At 64.7% G+C, this 14,719-nt stretch carries 21 protein-coding genes and 1 pseudogene; 7 read left to right on the top strand and 15 right to left on the bottom strand.

Annotated features, from left to right (window positions below; genetic code table 11):
- Positions 1-305 precede the first annotated feature (305 nt).
- Positions 306-599, bottom strand: a complete 294-nt coding sequence (locus ACESMT_RS13055; RefSeq protein ID WP_372827066.1) for an NrsF family protein — start codon at positions 597-599, stop codon at positions 306-308.
- Between ACESMT_RS13055 and ACESMT_RS13050 the strand changes: the two genes are divergently transcribed.
- The gene (locus tag ACESMT_RS13050; RefSeq protein WP_372827065.1) at positions 503-853 is read left to right on the top strand and encodes a MerR family DNA-binding protein; all 351 of its coding nucleotides are present in this window, start codon (positions 503-505) and stop codon (positions 851-853) included. The two genes, ACESMT_RS13055 and ACESMT_RS13050, sit on opposite strands and share 97 nt — an antisense overlap.
- Positions 854-884: 31 nt before the next feature.
- On the opposite strand, the gene ACESMT_RS13045 is transcribed toward ACESMT_RS13050, so the two are convergent.
- Entirely contained in the window at positions 885-1,400 is a 516-nt protein-coding gene (locus ACESMT_RS13045; protein WP_372827027.1) for a peroxiredoxin family protein, read from the bottom strand.
- 200 nt (positions 1,401-1,600) lie between these two features.
- Between ACESMT_RS13045 and ACESMT_RS13040 the strand changes: the two genes are divergently transcribed.
- From ACESMT_RS13040 to ACESMT_RS13025, 4 genes are read left to right on the top strand one after another with little or no spacing between them, the layout of a single operon-like run.
- Entirely contained in the window at positions 1,601-1,888 is a 288-nt protein-coding gene (locus ACESMT_RS13040; protein ID WP_372827026.1) for a DUF2282 domain-containing protein, read from the top strand.
- Positions 1,889-1,895: 7 nt separating this feature from the next.
- A complete protein-coding gene (locus ACESMT_RS13035) occupies positions 1,896-2,744 on the top strand; it encodes a DUF692 domain-containing protein (protein ID WP_372827025.1) in 849 nt (282 codons plus the stop codon).
- Positions 2,741-3,511, top strand: coding sequence for a putative DNA-binding domain-containing protein (locus ACESMT_RS13030; RefSeq protein ID WP_372827024.1), 771 nt, complete (start codon positions 2,741-2,743; stop codon positions 3,509-3,511). The genes ACESMT_RS13035 and ACESMT_RS13030 overlap by 4 nt, the downstream gene beginning before the upstream one ends.
- The gene (locus ACESMT_RS13025) at positions 3,508-3,999 is read left to right on the top strand and encodes a DoxX family protein (RefSeq protein WP_372827023.1); all 492 of its coding nucleotides are present in this window, start codon (positions 3,508-3,510) and stop codon (positions 3,997-3,999) included. Before ACESMT_RS13030 ends, ACESMT_RS13025 begins: the two co-directional genes overlap by 4 nt.
- A gap of 300 nt (positions 4,000-4,299) precedes the next feature.
- Here ACESMT_RS13025 and ACESMT_RS13020 read toward each other — a convergent pair whose 3' ends face one another.
- From ACESMT_RS13020 to ACESMT_RS12970, 11 genes and pseudogenes are all read right to left on the bottom strand, one after another.
- The gene (locus tag ACESMT_RS13020) at positions 4,300-5,316 is read right to left on the bottom strand and encodes a DUF3179 domain-containing protein (protein ID WP_372827022.1); all 1,017 of its coding nucleotides are present in this window, start codon (positions 5,314-5,316) and stop codon (positions 4,300-4,302) included.
- 4 nt (positions 5,317-5,320) lie between these two features.
- Positions 5,321-5,485, bottom strand: coding sequence for a hypothetical protein (locus ACESMT_RS13015; protein ID WP_372827021.1), 165 nt, complete (start codon positions 5,483-5,485; stop codon positions 5,321-5,323).
- A 5-nt stretch (positions 5,486-5,490) separates the two neighbouring features.
- A complete protein-coding gene (locus ACESMT_RS13010; RefSeq protein ID WP_372827020.1) occupies positions 5,491-6,489 on the bottom strand; it encodes a metallophosphoesterase in 999 nt (332 codons plus the stop codon).
- Positions 6,486-6,968, bottom strand: coding sequence for a DUF302 domain-containing protein (locus ACESMT_RS13005; protein WP_372827019.1), 483 nt, complete (start codon positions 6,966-6,968; stop codon positions 6,486-6,488). The genes ACESMT_RS13010 and ACESMT_RS13005 overlap by 4 nt, the downstream gene beginning before the upstream one ends.
- Positions 6,965-7,732: a phosphonate ABC transporter ATP-binding protein gene (locus ACESMT_RS13000; protein WP_372827018.1), complete on the bottom strand. Its 768-nt coding sequence runs from the start codon at positions 7,730-7,732 to the stop codon at positions 6,965-6,967. Before ACESMT_RS13000 ends, ACESMT_RS13005 begins: the two co-directional genes overlap by 4 nt.
- Positions 7,733-7,824: 92 nt before the next feature.
- Entirely contained in the window at positions 7,825-8,706 is an 882-nt protein-coding gene (gene phnE, locus ACESMT_RS12995) for a phosphonate ABC transporter, permease protein PhnE (RefSeq protein ID WP_372827064.1), read from the bottom strand.
- Between the two features lie 16 nt (positions 8,707-8,722).
- Positions 8,723-9,619: a phosphate/phosphite/phosphonate ABC transporter substrate-binding protein gene (locus ACESMT_RS12990; RefSeq protein WP_372827017.1), complete on the bottom strand. Its 897-nt coding sequence runs from the start codon at positions 9,617-9,619 to the stop codon at positions 8,723-8,725.
- A gap of 95 nt (positions 9,620-9,714) precedes the next feature.
- Complete coding sequence (locus tag ACESMT_RS12985) at positions 9,715-9,936, bottom strand: DUF3641 domain-containing protein (protein WP_372827063.1); 222 nt, start codon at positions 9,934-9,936, stop codon at positions 9,715-9,717.
- A pseudogene (gene arsS, locus ACESMT_RS12980) lies at positions 9,908-10,723 on the bottom strand (arsenosugar biosynthesis radical SAM (seleno)protein ArsS); the annotation flags it as partial. The gene ACESMT_RS12985 and the pseudogene arsS, both read right to left, overlap by 29 nt.
- 99 nt (positions 10,724-10,822) lie before the next feature.
- Positions 10,823-11,458 (bottom strand): DUF1109 domain-containing protein, encoded by a 636-nt coding sequence (locus ACESMT_RS12975; RefSeq protein WP_372827016.1) that lies wholly within the window; start codon positions 11,456-11,458, stop codon positions 10,823-10,825.
- The gene (locus ACESMT_RS12970; protein ID WP_372827014.1) at positions 11,455-11,967 is read right to left on the bottom strand and encodes a sigma-70 family RNA polymerase sigma factor; all 513 of its coding nucleotides are present in this window, start codon (positions 11,965-11,967) and stop codon (positions 11,455-11,457) included. The genes ACESMT_RS12975 and ACESMT_RS12970 overlap by 4 nt, the downstream gene beginning before the upstream one ends.
- Before the next feature lie 309 nt (positions 11,968-12,276).
- Here ACESMT_RS12970 and ACESMT_RS12965 point away from each other — a divergent pair, with 309 nt between their 5' ends.
- Positions 12,277-13,110: a DUF547 domain-containing protein gene (locus tag ACESMT_RS12965; protein WP_372827013.1), complete on the top strand. Its 834-nt coding sequence runs from the start codon at positions 12,277-12,279 to the stop codon at positions 13,108-13,110.
- A 6-nt stretch (positions 13,111-13,116) separates the two neighbouring features.
- Here the strand turns inward: ACESMT_RS12965 and ACESMT_RS12960 are convergent, their stop codons facing one another.
- Positions 13,117-13,296: a hypothetical protein gene (locus ACESMT_RS12960; RefSeq protein ID WP_372827012.1), complete on the bottom strand. Its 180-nt coding sequence runs from the start codon at positions 13,294-13,296 to the stop codon at positions 13,117-13,119.
- A gap of 72 nt (positions 13,297-13,368) precedes the next feature.
- On the bottom strand, positions 13,369-13,812 hold the full coding sequence (locus tag ACESMT_RS12955) for a hypothetical protein (protein WP_372827011.1): 444 nt from the start codon (positions 13,810-13,812) through the stop codon (positions 13,369-13,371).
- 75 nt (positions 13,813-13,887) lie between these two features.
- Here ACESMT_RS12955 and ACESMT_RS12950 point away from each other — a divergent pair, with 75 nt between their 5' ends.
- On the top strand, positions 13,888-14,550 hold the full coding sequence (locus ACESMT_RS12950; protein ID WP_372827010.1) for a hypothetical protein: 663 nt from the start codon (positions 13,888-13,890) through the stop codon (positions 14,548-14,550).
- The last annotated feature ends 169 nt before the right edge of the window (positions 14,551-14,719 follow it).

The following is a 14,719-nucleotide window of genomic DNA, read 5'->3' as shown; positions in this document are numbered from 1 at the left end:
GCGTGGGTTGTCGGTACGGCAACGCACGCAGCGGCTACGGAACGATTGATCATCGAGCCCTGATCTTGCCTCCGAAAAACGTACTCCATAGCCGATGGAAAAAATCCTGCAATGGAGAGAAGAAAATGGGTAGCGGAAAAGACGGACAGCCCCGGGGAAAATACACCCTGGAGTTCAAGCTGGAGGCTGTGCGGCTGGTCAAGGCTGGACAGGCGGTGGCCAAGGTGCTGGGCATGACCTTCTCTCATCGTCCGCGACCCCCAACCGGTTACATCACGCCAAAACAGGTCGTCGCGACAGCGGCCTCACCACCTGAGCAGTCGAGGCCCCAGGAAGGTACCCAGCAAGCCCGTGAGCAGGATGCCGAGCGAATACCAGACCGCCACGAACGTGGCCGATACCTCGGGGCACACCAGGGCGTAACCCATGGCACCCAGCGCACCGGCCATCAAACCTGCATTGAAGCCGGCAGCCCTGAGTTGGGTGGGCACCAGGCCGCGCACTGCCCAGAGGGCACCAGCCAGCGCTGGCAGCGACAGCACCATCACATTTCTGGGGCATCCGGCGGTATGGTCAAGCCGAGTTAGCTCGACTGCGATTCATTCGGCGCGCGCAACGGCTAGGCTTCAGCTTGAAGGAAATTGCGGATCTGCTTCGGCTGGAGTCGGACACGAGCTGTACCGGCGCCCGGACGCTGGCGCAGGAGCGGCTTTCAGACGTGCGGCAGCGGCTCGCCGGGATGGCCGATCTGGAAGCCACGCTGGCGCGGCTGGTTGAGGCTTGTGGCGATACCGACGCAAAGGGCGCCTGCCCGATCATGACCGCGCTCAATGCCCGTGGCACCCACATGTAATCGAGCCAATCCGGCGTTCAATATTTCAATTTCATCCCATCAGACTCCACAATTCGTCCCAATCGCCAGACTGCATACCTCCTTCACGGCGGCGGAACTCGGTTGCTTGCCGATCCAGTATCACGTGTGTGGGCGTTCGGGACATCGGGCCGAAGCTGTCCTGATGGTTCGCGTGGAGCCGCCACACCATTGGAAATCTTTGCGGAGCCGGTGCACCCGTGATCATGAACTCTGCGAGTTGCCGGTAGTCCCGCGGTCGCCGATCAAGCGAGACGGCCAGTTGTACGAAACCGCGCGACTGATTGGCGCTGTAGAACTCCCGCATCAGTCTTAGTTCGCCGGCGCATACTGCGCAATCTCCGGTGACGAAAGAGACCATCACCACCTTTCCGGAAAAATCCTGAAGATGTACTGGTTTACCCGATAAGTCGAAGCCGGAAAGTGAGTGCTTCTGCGCGCTTGTCGCGAACGCCCTCGGGCTGGCGAGGTGGAACGCCATTGCTGCGGAAATTGCCAGTGCCTGGCGGCGAGAGGTGTTGATGGTCATGCGTACAGCTCCTGATGCTCCAGAGTCAGTCAATGGAGATTGTGGAATGGTTCCATCAGGATCGGTCCTTTGTTCTTGCGCTCGCGCGATAAATTTTTTGCGCAAAGTGGCGCGTGGGTGTAACCGGCGGCCGTGCTGGGCCGACTACCAAAAGACTGCGGCAACCGCCGGGTCGTCCCGCAACCCTTGAAGGAACTCACATGATCACTCGCAATATCGCCCTGTCCGCGCTGGCTCTGAGCGCGCTCCTCTCCGGTGCCGCGCTGGCACAGAACAACGCCCCTGTTGCTAAGGCCCACGCCATGGAGAAGTGCTACGGCGTATCCCTGGCCGGCAAGAACGACTGCGCTGCCGGCCCCGGCACCACCTGCGCTGGCACCTCCAAGGTGGACCACCAGGGCAACGCCTGGAAAAACGTGCCGGCCGGCACCTGCGCGACGATCAAGACGCCCAAAGGAACCGGCTCGCTCAGCGTTATCAAGGCCTAAACCAGCCATGCTTGCCGCCGGCCTTGGCCTCAAGCCAGAGCATTTCGAAGAGGCCTTGCAGACGCGCGCGACTGGCTTGTGGTTCGAGGTGCACGCCGAGAACTACCTGGTCGCTGGCGGGCCGCGGCTGGCATGGATGGACGCCATACGGGAGCAGCACCCGCTATCCCTGCATGGTGTGTCACTGTCGCTGGCCGGGGAGGATCCGCTCGACGCGGCGCACCTGAAGGCGCTGGCCGGACTGGTGCGGCGCCTGGAGCCATCGCTGGTGTCGGAGCACCTGGCCTGGTCTCGCGCCGGCGGGCACTATCTGCCGGACCTGCTGCCGTTCGAACGCACCACTGCGACGCTGCACCGGCTGTGCGACCGCATTGAACAAACCCAGGAGGCCCTGGGCCGGCCGATCGCAGTCGAGAACCCGTCGCACTACCTCGCCTTGGCGCACGAATGGGACGAGATCGACTTCATCGTGGAGCTCGCCGAGCGCACAGGCTGCACGCTGCTGCTGGACCTGAACAACGTCTACCTGTCGGCCAACAATTTGGGTTATGACGCAGCGGCATGGATTGATCGCGTGCCGGCCGATCTGGTGAGCCAGCTGCACCTGGCCGGGCACAGCAGCGACCCGGCGCTGGGCGCCGCCTTGCTGATCGACTCTCACGATGCGCCAGTCGCGCCTGCGGTGTGGCAGCTCTTTGAACACTTCGTGCAGCGCGCCGGGCCACGGCCCAGCCTCATCGAGCGCGATGGCAACGTGCCGGCCTTCGCAGAACTGATGGCCGAGCGCGAGCTGGCGCAGACCGTCCTGGAGGCCGGAACACAGCGCGTGCCATTGATTGAGACCACGGCTGCATGACCACGCAAGCGGAACTCGTGCGTGTGTTGCTAGGGGCCGTGGCACCGGACAGCACGGCACTGCGCGCGTTGGCCGAACAGCCGGCGTTCTCGGTGTACCGCAACACGGTCATCAAGGGCTGCGTTGACGCGCTGGAAGGGAATTTCCCGGCCGTCGCACGGCTCGTCGGTCAGGCGTGGTTTCGCGACGCTGCCCGCACTTTCGCGCTGGAATACCCGCCCACCGATGCCTGCCTGTTGCGCTACGGTGACGCAGACTTCCCCGCTTTCCTGGCGGGCATTCCCACGGCGGCGCAGCTGGAATACCTGGAAGGTGTGGCCCAGCTCGACGTGTTGTGGCGGGCATCGCATACCGCGACGGATGCGCCTGCGCTCGATGCTGCGGTGCTTGCGCAGTTCAGCCCGGAGCAACTGGCCGCGCAGGTGCTGCAGCCACACCCGTCCGCGCGTTGGGCGTGGTTTGCGCACCAGCCGGTGCCCACGCTCTGGTCGCGCAGCCGCACCCAGGAAAACGAAGGCGAGGAACTGCCGTGGCAGGCCGAAGGCCTGTTGCTGGTGCGCCCGGCCGGTGCCGTGCGCTGGCAGCCCTTGTCACAGGCCCGTTGCGCCTTTCTGGACGCCTGTGCGGGCGGAGAAACGGTAGCTGCCGCTGCGACAGCCGCCCTGCAGACCGACCCCGAAACCGACCTGGCAGCATTGCTTGGCGAGCTGCTGCTCGCCGGCACATTCACCAGTGCTTCTGCCCATTTACCTGGACAGTTCCGATGACAACTTCGCCCCTAGACCCGCCGACCGATTCCCCTGCCGACACGGCCCCTCACGATTGGCGCCGGCGCTGGAACGCCGCCGCCGGGCTGCTCGCCCGGCTGGTGCCGCATGACGCGCTGGCGCTGGCGGCTCGCCTTTCGGTAGCGGCGATCTTCTTCCAGTCTGGCCGCACCAAGGTGGAGGGGCTGCTTCAGGTGACGCCCGGCGCCATCGAATTATTTCGTACTGAGTACAAGCTGCCCGTGCTGTCCCCCGAGCTGGCTGCGCACCTTGCCGCGTATGCCGAACACCTGCTGCCGCTGCTGCTGGTGCTCGGCCTGGGCACGCGGCTCGCGGCCCTGGGCTTGCTCGGGATGACGCTGGTGATCCAGGTGTTCGTGTACCCGGATGCCTGGGCTACGCACCTGTCCTGGGCGGCGCTGCTGGCGTATCTGGCGGGTCGAGGCGCGGCCAGGCTGTCAGTGGATCGAGCGCTGCGGATCGCGTGAGTGTCAGTTCACTCGAACGCACCCATGTCACGCAGGGACGTTCCGACCTCCATCCCGGTTTCCCATGGCGTTACGCGCCACCTGCGGCGCATGAAACCGCAAGGCCCGGGCGCCAGTCACCGCAGTACCGGCTTTGCCGGGCCGCTGGTGGGCCTTGCAGGAGGCCGCGTGTCTGCCAGAGGCAGACACCGCTCGACCCGTCCAGATCTGCGCAGGTCGATCTGGAGCCGCGGTATTCGCCCCCCTTGAGGGGCTAAGAGCCGCGGCTCCGGGCGCCGCAGGCGCTTCGGGGGTGGACTTTCATGTCAGCAACTCGGTCTGAGGATGGAACGCCACCCAGGCGAACCAGAACACCAGCACGGACGGCAGGGGCTTGCCTGCGCCGTCCTCGGCACGTGCGGTGCGGTGTTGCGCGTCGTAGCGGATGCGCACCACCTGACCACCGAGGCGGTCCTCCAGCACGCCGTCCTTGCCCACCCGGGCGGCTAGCGTGCTGAACGGGTAGGCCTTGCGCGCGGTGCCGACGGAGAGCCCGAGCACCCACTCCTTCAGCCCCAGCCGCGCGTCGTGGTGCTGCACCTGGAACATCAGCCGATTCACGTTCTCGTAACCGGCGTAAGGGTCGCGGCCATAGTCGCGCGCAAAGCCGGTCGCGAAAGAAAGCACCTCGGTGGCAGGAAAGCGGCGTCGCCAATCGCTCCAGGTGGTGTGCTCGAGCGGCACCGCCTTCAGCTGAGTGCCCTTCAGTGGCCCCGAAATCGCCTGCTGACGCAGCTGCGACCAGAGGGACTGGGTCCCGCGGTCGTACAGCAGCACGTCGCTGTTGAAGAGCAAGCCCGAGATACCGAACGACAGCTCACGCGCCCCCGCAGGACTCTGCAATCTGGCGTCGAAGGCCATGCCGGTTCCGCACAGGGGGCAATACGTCACCGCGATGACATCGCCGGCGGGCTGGTCGTTCACCACCTCGTGCCAGTTCAGGATGCGCACCGGGTAGGCGCGGACCACGCCCTTGTGGCTCAGCCCCAGGACCCGATCGGCGTCGCGCAGCGAACTGCGCGACGCCGGCACGAAGCGCGGCGTGTCGATGGCCGGGATGCCGTCGCGCGGCGGCCCGCCGCGTTCGATGGCGTCCACCGGGATCAGGGCACCCGACAGGTCGAAGCCGTTGAACCGGGCCGGATCCGGCCGACTCGCGGACTGGCTGATCGCCAGACCCGTGGCGCCCGCCAGCCCCAGCACGAGCAACGCCCGCTTGCCGACCTGCGGCCCAGCCGGGGCGGTGGAGGCCAGAGGGACATGGGCAGTGCGCGACATGGTTTCACCGGCGCAGGTAATTGATCAGCCCGGCGATCTTCAGGTCCTGCAACACGATCACCAAGAGCCCACCCATCATCCAGCCCATGCCGCTGTCGGCGCTGATGCGCTCCTCGATGTCCAGGCCGTTCAGGTCATGGATTTCGATGCCTCCAGGGATGGCCAGCATGTCGTTCACTCCTCGAGCCGGATGGCTTCGTTGACACGGTAGCTGGGGCCGTGGGCGATACGCTGGAAATAGGACGCGTGCGCGTCGCTGCCTTCGGCCCATTGGCGCAGGAAGCGGGCCTGCGCCGCGGCGGCATCGGTTTCGATGGCGATCGCGTCGATGAAGACCTGGCCCTGACGCACGCCGAAGCGGCGCTGCGGGCCGTCGAAAGAGTCCAGGGCGATGCGGGTCAGCAGACCGGCGGCGTCACCGTTGAAGTTGGGCATGCCGGCCGCACCGTTGTTGAAGACCCATCGCGTCGATGCGCCGCCCGCATTGCTCAGGCGCTGGAATACCGGCAGGCAGGTGTGGGTGCTGGCGAACGCATCGACCCTGGCCTGCTCAAACCAGCCCCGCACCGTGTCGCGGTGCGGGGCCTCGCGAAGGTGTTCCTGGGCGAAGCCCCAGCCGGCCAGAGACTGCGCGTCGCCATGCACGATGCCGAGCTTGAAGTCGCCGACATCGGTGCGCAGCGTCATCGGCAGGGCGGCCAGTTCGGCGCGCTGGGTGGGCGTGGCAGCCGCGCGCAGGCACCGCAGGATGCGATTGGAGCGCTCCACCACGGCATCGCCGACCCAATCGGGGTAGGCGCAGCCGCAACCGGCGTCGTCGTCCTCGCCTGCGGGCTCGGCGGCCAGTTCGGTTTCCACGTTGCCGCGCAGGGCGGTGTGGGCCAGCACCTGGCGCTGCACCCGCGCGAAGACCTCGGGATCGGTATCGAACCAGTGAAAGTCGCCGTTGAAGACCAGCCTGGCGCGCCCGCGTTCGGCCGAGAACAGTTCCAGCACGCGGTCCAGTGCAAGCTCGTTGCCGTAGAGGCCCCCCACCACGTAAAGCACGTCAGCGGAGGGCACGTCGGCCGGGCGCGCGAACGACTCGGGCGCGTATCGGTAGTGCAGCGGGCAACTGCGTCCCGGCGCGTCGCCTTGGGACGCGGCCGCCGATGGGTCGAGCCGGGCGTTCATCGCCCTACCGTCGCTTCGGCCACCGCGGCGAGTGCCTTGCGCACGTTCCCGGCGGCGGGGCAGTCAGAAACGCCGTGCCGGTGCACCAGCCACACTGGATCGTTGTAGCCGAGCCAGACCTGCCCCGCAGCGTCAGTCCAGACCAGGGCCTTCATCGGCAGGTCGATGCCGACGGTGGGCGCGCACTGCATCAGCGGCGTGCCGGCCTGCGGGTTGCCGAAGATCACCACCTCGTTGGGGCGCAGCGTCTGGTCGATGCGCTGGGCCGCCGCCGCGTGGTCAATGCGCGCCACGACGTTGAGAGACCGCAGGCGCACCTGGGCTTCCAGGCGGCTCAACGTCTCGGTCTGGCTGTGCGGGCTTTTCACGGCCACCAGGCCGTGCGCACCCTGCATGCCGGGGTGGTGCCGACCCATGGCACCACAGCCGGCCAGCAAGGCCAGTGTTGCAAGCAGCGAGCTCATGCGAATAGGGGTCATGTCGATCTCCTGAAGTGGGGTGATGGGACCAGGTTTATGGGTCGGGTGCCAGCATGCAGCGCGCCGCTGGTGCGCGGGCCTTTACCGGATGCGCCGGAGCGCGACCGGTACAGCTGCTGCAGCCGGTCGGGGTTCAAGTCGCCGATGGCCACGTCCCACTGTAGCTCGCCAGCGGCGATGCCGATCACGCGTGTGGCCAGCAGGGGCAGCAGTTCGGGGTCGTGGACCACACTCACGAGCGTGCGGCCTGCCGGCTCGGCGAGCGCCCGCAGCGCGTCGCAGACCTGGCGCGTGGCGCTCGGGTCCAGCGCCGAAGTCGGCTCGTCGGCAAGCACCAGCCGTGGCCGTTGCAATTGCAGGCGCGCCAGCGCGACTTTCTGCCGTTCACCGCCCGACAGGCGATCGGCCCGCATGTCGGCCCGCTCGCCCAGCGCAAGCGCCGCCAGCGCCAGGTCGGCCTCGCGCACCAGCGCCGGGGGGTACAGGCGCAGCCAGCTGCGCCAGGCGTCGGTGCCATGCAGCCGCGCCAGTGCGCCGATGATGACGTTTTCGCGGGCGCTGAGCCGTGGCACCAGGTGCAAGCCCTGCATCAGCAGACCGATCTCCTGCCGCGCCAGGTCATGCGCCGGACGCCCGAGCACGCGGACCTCGCCGGCTGTGGCATCCATCAGGCCGGCCAGCAGCCGCAGCAACGTGCTTTTGCCGGCACCGTTCGGGCCGACGATGGCCACGCGCTCGCCGTGCCGCACCTCCAGTCTCGGCACGCTCAGCAACGTACGGCCGGCGACCTCCACCCGCACCTGTTCGAGCAGGACCGCGAGGGGGCCGTCGTTTTGCGGCAGCGGCATCGAACTGCTCACTGCAGCGCCTTCCGGATGCGGCGCGACAGGGTGTCGAAGGCCATCACCAGCGCCACCACCACCAGCAGGATCGTCGCCAGCCGGCTCCACTGGAACAGGCTCACTGCCTCGCTGATCAGCAGCCCGAGGCCGCCGGCGCCGATCAGGCCCAGGATGGTCGAGTCGCGGATGTTGAACTCCCACACGTACAGGTGGTGGCTGACGAACTGCGGCAGCACCGACGGCCAGACACCGTGGAAGAAAACCTGCGCCGGGGACGCCCCGGTCGCTCGCACGGCATCAATCGAGCCCATGTCGAGCGCCTCGATGCTCTCGCCGAACAGCTTGCCGTAGGTGCCCATCGAGTGCAGCGCAATTGCCAAGATGCCGGCGGTCGGGCCGAGTCCAACGATGCCGACCAGCACCAGCCCGAACACCAGCGTGTGGATGGAGCGCGCCACGTCAAGCACGCCCTTGGCCGCCCATGCAACCGGGCGCGGTGCGCGCAGGTTGCGCGCCACGGCCATGGATAACGGAAGGGCCAGCACCGCCGCCAATAAGGAGCCCAGCGTCGCGATCTGGAAGGTGGTCCAGGTGGCGCGGGCCAAACCGGCGAGAAAGTTCGCCTCCACCTCGCGGCGGTTTTCCACGCGCAGCACCGTGCCGTCGTCGCTGCGATACTCCAGGCGCTCGGGGCCAAACCACACGTCAAGAAAGCTTGGCCGCGAAAAGTCGGCCACGGATTTCAGGAGGTTGTCCCAGGGGTTGCGCCCGAGGGACAGGTCGCCAGCCGCCGCCAACGTCCACAGGCAGCCCAGCACCAGGGCGGCGTACACCGCAGCCAGCGCCAGGAAGCCGAGGCGCCCGCGTGCCGCCGGGGCGCTTGCCGATGTCAGCACCGCACTCAACGCCCGCTCACCTGGCGGCCAGCGTACCGGTGGCCAGGCCAGCGTCGCGGATCGGCTTGTAGAAGGTGTTATCGGTGTCGACGAAGCCGGTGTAGTTGGCGGGCAGCAGTGTGGCCTGTGCCTTGAGCAGCGGCCCCACCTCGACCAGCGCGGCTCGCAGCCGTCGCACGAAGGCCTTGTCCTTGAACAGCGCCTCGTTGACGGCCACGGCGTCATTGGGCAGCGGCGAAGACTCCCAGATGATCTTGCTGCGGTCGGCGCGAATCAACCCCTGGTCGATCATCGCGGTACGGTTGCGGTTGTAGTCGGCGCCGGCGTCGATCTGCCCAGCGGTTACCTGGGTCTGAATCGCCTGGTGCTTGGTGTAAACCACCCGGCCGAAGTGCTTTTCGGGGTCGATGCCCTGCTGCATGAAGAAGTGCCGGGGGATCAGGTAACCCGAGGTTGAGCCCTTGTCGCCAAACGCGAAGCTGCGTCCCTTGCCCTTGGGGCCGGTCAGGTCCTGGATGCTGTTCAAACCAGAATCCGGGTGCGTGACGATCATCGCAAAGTATTCCGGCTTGCCCTGGTAGAGGATGGTGGACACCACTTGCGCGTTGGCAAAGTGGTTGGCCAGCACGTAGCCCCACGGTCCCATCAAGGCAATATCGGTTTCCCCATTGGCCAGGCTTTTGGCCAGGCCCTCCCAGCTGTCCACCGTGCGCAGTTCGACCGGGCGGCCCAGCCGTTGCGACAGGTGCTGCGCCAACGGCCGGTAGGTGGCGTCGTTCTTCTCGCGGTCAGGCTGGAACATGCCGACGCCAAACTTCAGCGGTGCACCCTGCGCCCGGGCCATCATGGGGAGGGCGAGGGCGGCGGCCGTGCCAGTGGCGCAGGTCAGGAGGTGGCGGCGGGAGCGGTTCATGCGAGATTTCTTTTATGAGGAGTGGGAGGAAAGGGTCGGATAGCTGCCCCAGTTTGAAGCGGCGATCCAAAGCATCGGCTTGCGCGCGAACCGCATCAGAGCACGCCGGCCGGGGCGAACTTCAGCACCGCCTCCTGCGGCGCGGCGGGCTTCAGCGCACCGCCACAACTGCTGCCTTGTCCCGCGGTGCAACCGTAGCAGTGGTCGGCGATCCGGATCGATTCGCCTTTGGGGGTCTGCCTGAAGCAGGTCCCGAAGATGCGGACGGTACACCTTGCCCAGTCGGGCCGGCAACCCCAGCATCTGGTTGAAATCACAATCGTAAAGGTCGCCCTGCCAGTCCACACTGATCATGGCGCGGCACATCACCGTGTCCAGATTTTCGGCTTGGAAAGCATTGCGAAGCAGTTGCATGTAGCTGCCGAAAGTGCCTTTGGATACCAGGGTGCTTCCGAAACGCTGCACGGGCATGTTGGTCAGCGCAAAGAGGTGGTTAAAGCGGATGCCGAAATGCTGGAGCAACTCGCGTTTGTAATCGGCCTCTAGCGCACCCTGAGGCGGGGGAAGTGACGCCCCCTGGGGGTTGTAGACCAAATCCAGCGAGAGCCCGCTTCCTTCCACCCCGTAACCCAGGGCGTTGAGTTGCTGCAATCCGGTGATGCTGAGATCGAACACGCCATCGCCTCGCTGGCGGTCCACGTTGGCCGGGGAGTAACAGGGCATGGAGGCCACCACCTGCACACCCTGTTCGGCCAGGAAGGTGGCCAGGTCGCCCTGACCGGGCTCGCGGAGGATGGTCAGGTTGCAGCGATCAATCACCTCAATGCCCAGAGCTCGGGCGGCTACCACCAGCCGCCTGAAATGGTCGCTGAGTTCCGGTGCGCCGCCGGTGAGGTCCAATGTGGAAATGCGCCGCGCCTGCAGAACCTCGATCGCCATATCCACCGTGTCTCCGTCCATCATTTCCTTGCGGGTAGGACCGGCATTGACATGGCAATGCAGACAGGACTGGTTGCAGCGGTAGCCCAGATTGACTTGCAGCGTGCTCAGGCTTTGGCGCTGGATGGCAGGAAAGTCGGTGCCGATGAGCAGGGTGGCGTGCATGGGGTGTATACATGATTGAAGGGCGTGTGACCTTCTCTAATCGTCCGCGATCCCCAACCGGTTACATCACGCCAAAAAAATGTCGGGGCCACAGCGGCCTCACCACCTGAGCAGTCGAGGCCCAAGGAAAGCGCCCAGCAAGCCTGTGAGCAGGATGCCGAGTGAATACCAGACCGCCACGAACGCGGCCGATACTTCGGGGCACACCAAGGCGTAACCCATGGCACCCAGCGCACCGGCCATCAAACCTGCGTTGAAGCCGGCAGCCCTGAGTTGGGTGGGCGCCAGGCCGCGCACTGCCCAGAGGGCTCCAGCCAGCGCCGGCAGCGACAGCACCACCACGTCTCTGGGGCAGGTGAGCCAGGTTTCCCCGAGCAATGCCGCCATGCGCTGATCTGGCGCGCTGGTCACCAGCGTGAGCGCACCCAGGGCCAGCATCGTTGCAAAGACAGTCAGAACTGCCCGCAATGGCCACTGCGTGCGCGCCACCGGGCGTGAGAGTCGGGCCGTCGACCAGCCCGCAGCCAGCGCCAGGCTGGCTCCGTAGATCAGTTTCATCCAGGGCGCTGGCGTCTCGTACATGGCTGCAGGGATAGCCCCCATGCTCATCAGGGCGAACAGGGCGCTGATGAACAACCCCAGCGCCACCGCCGGGGCCATGCGCTGCAGCACCGGCGCCCGAGGTGCAGGCCCGGCGCCCTTGGCCAACATGTTGATAAGCAATTGTGTTTTCATGATCCTGTGTCCTTCACCCATTGCGCAAGCCGCTTCAACCCCCTGTGCACCTGAACCTTGATCGCCGACTCGGAAATGCCGGTCCGCAACGAGGCCTCGGAGACCGACAAACCTTCGATCTTCGTCAGCACGATGGCTTGCCGCTGGACATCCGGCAACTCCCGCAGAAGCCTGTCGAGATCGCGCTGGGCACCTTCTTCGACCGGCTCGGCTGCCATCAGCGACTCGTCAACATCGTCCAGCGCAGCATGCAGGTTGTCGCGCCGACCACGCCGCCTCCAGAGATCGACCAGCTTGTGCCGGGCGATCGCCGTGACCCAGGCGCTGACCGGCAAACCTGGATCAAACGTGCCGCGCTGCAGGTGCAACGCCAGAAGCGTTTCCTGCACCAGATCCTCGATCTCATCCGGCATTGACTGCATGCGCCACCGTAGAAAACCCCTGATGCGCGACGCGATCTTCTCCAGCGCCTCACGGTACGCCGCCTCGTCGCCCTGCTGCGCACGCATCCAGAGCGGTTTCAGACTCGCTTCGAAGTCGTTGGGACCTGTCTCTAAGGGCATTTCGTTGAAGCGGCTGGTTTAGTTACACGGACCGGTGAATGTACCAACAAGTGCCGGTCAAGGGCATCGTCGACCCCCGAATTCTGCATCATCTGTAACCGAACGACCCTTCGGATCGTAAGAGAGGGGTACTCCCCACCCCATTGACTGTCAAGGAACTCCGATGCAACCCTCAACCGCGAACAGCGCTCCTGTAGCCATGCGCCGAAGAAACTACTGCAATGGGAAGGGGTGCCATCACACCTGGGAGCGGGTATGACCACCCGGCGACGCGACTTCCTGCTCACCGCCGCTGCGTGTGTCCCGGTTGCTTGGCCCCTGGGGCGCAGCCACGCTGCGACGTTCGACCACGCGCACCTCATCTGGTCGGGCTTGCTCAAACGCCATGTGGTGCTGTTGAGGGGAGGCCAGGCGTCGCAGGTTCGCTACGGGGGATTCGCCGCGGATCGAAATACACTCAAGGCTTACTTGTCCACACTGTCGGCCGTCACCGACCAAGCATTCGTGACATTTTCTGTGCCGCAGCGTCAGGCGTTTCTGATCAACGCCTACAACGCGTTCACAGTCGAATTGATTCTGACCAGGTACCCGGACTTGACATCCATCAAGGACCTGGGCAGCTTGCTGTCAAGCCCGTGGAAGCCGAAATGGATTCCCTTGCTCGGCGGCAAGGTCTCAATCGACGACATCGAACACGCCATGCTGCGCAAGCGTGGTGTCTACGACGACCCGAGGGTGCATTTCGCCGTGAACTGCGCGTCCATCGGGTGCCCCATGTTGCGGGAGGAAGCGTTTTTGGCAACGCGCCTCGACGCGCAACTGGATGAACAGACGACCCGCTTCATGTCCGACCGCACACGCAATCGGTTTGACGAAGCCGGGGGACGGCTTCTGCTGTCGCGTATCTTTGATTGGTACGGCGATGACTTCAAACGGGGCGACCGGGGCATCGCTTCATTGCAGGCCTTTGCAGGTCTGCATGCCGGACTGTTGTCGGACTCCCCGTCGGGCCGGGAACGCATCCGCAGCGGGCGCTTCGACATCTCGTTCCTCGACTACGACTGGTCCCTGAACGATGTCCGCCGCTGAGACGGTTTACCGCTGACCACTGGGGTCGCTACCGCTTCGTTGGCTTCTTCCGACTTCGTTTTTGGCTGCGCTGTAGCTGGCTACGAGATATGGCACCAAGTAGTTCAGCGTCACATGGATCCATGAGGGTGCATGGCCCGCCAGGACGACCTCACTTTGGTTGATCAGGTTGAGCGCGGTGCCCACCACGGCAGACGAGTGCCGTGCGTCGGGTAAGCCACGGCTATCGAGTTCGTTCGCAAAGAAGTCGGCAGTAAGTCAAAAACCGCGAAGCCCGCATGAGCATCCAAACCTACTTCTTTTGCCGAACTGTAACTTTTCACCATTCCCGGGCGAATTTGTGTCGTAGCGCTTGAACATAAGCACTTTTTGCCAGGCTACAGGCGCTTTCTCATCTCCGGAGATTCCAATGAAATCCAATTCCTTGTCTACTTCCCTGAAAAACATCGTAGGTGCATCCTTGGTGGCCGCCGCAGCTGTATCTGCAGCACCTGCCTTTGCCCAGTGCGCTGCCGCATCAGGCGCACCCAAGTCGGCTTGTGCAGGCAAAAAAGGCTGCTGCGGTGCCAAGAAGGGCTGCTGTGCCGCAAAGAAGAACACCGCCAAGAAAGGCTGCTGCGCTGCTAAAAAGGGCTGCGCTGCTGCCAAATCAGCTTGCTGCGCCGCCAAGAAGTAAATATCCCTAGCGGTTTGCCACGGCACGCGTTGCGCCGTGGCAGCCGCTTCGCATGCTGTCTTATGAATATCCCTCTTCTTGTCAAGCCCACGCCAGGCACCTTGCATACGCTGGAATTGCCGCACGCCGCACGCCTGCGTGCCGCAACAGCACTGATTGGCAGCATGAGCAACTTGAGCGCACGGGGAACACAGGTCGTACAGCACGTGGTGGGCGATGCCGTGCTCAGTGAGTGGGATCACTACCCTGACCAAGATGTGCGCGACAACGCCAGCGCATCCCAATATTATTTTCATGCGCATGAGAGTGAAAAGCGCCCAGTTCAAGAGCACGGTCACTTTCATGTGTTCGTGCACCCGGACACTCTGGGGCTTACGCGCAGAAATCCCAAATACCCTCCCGGCCCAGCGCACATTGTGGCCATTTCCATGGATGCACAGGGCCTGCCGACGGGCTTTTTTGCCACCAACCGATGGGTAACCAAAGGGCCATGGCTGAACTATGCCGCCTGCGAGAAAGGGTTGACCGCCTTTGTCATCAAAGGCCGGCGCGGCGAGCGGGATATTAATATGTTTCTACGCGCCCTGCTAACGCTGTACCACGGCCACATTCTGCTGTTGCTGCAACAGCGAGACGCAGTCATGCGGGAGCTGTGTGCCGAGCGAGACCGGCGCAGCGTGTTTGCAGATACGGGCATCGAGGTACTGTGCTACCTGCCCATTCACCTGTCAGACGACATTGCAGCGCTGGAGAGCGCTGCCTAGTATCCCGACACATAAATAACGAAACATGATTAAACTCCTGTTATGGCCATATGGCATGCGGAGATGTAATCATGCGTCAGACCGAACTGCACTTGAGCGATGAAGATCGCGCCATCATTGATGGGATTCGCACCAAGGGCCAGAACAACTCGCGCGAGGTTAACCGGGC

It is taken from the genome of Polaromonas sp. (assembly GCF_041689105.1).
GTDB lineage: Bacteria > Pseudomonadota > Gammaproteobacteria > Burkholderiales > Burkholderiaceae_C > Polaromonas.
Note: the sequence above shows the minus strand (reverse complement) of the source record. Positions and strands in the feature narration are given on the sequence as shown.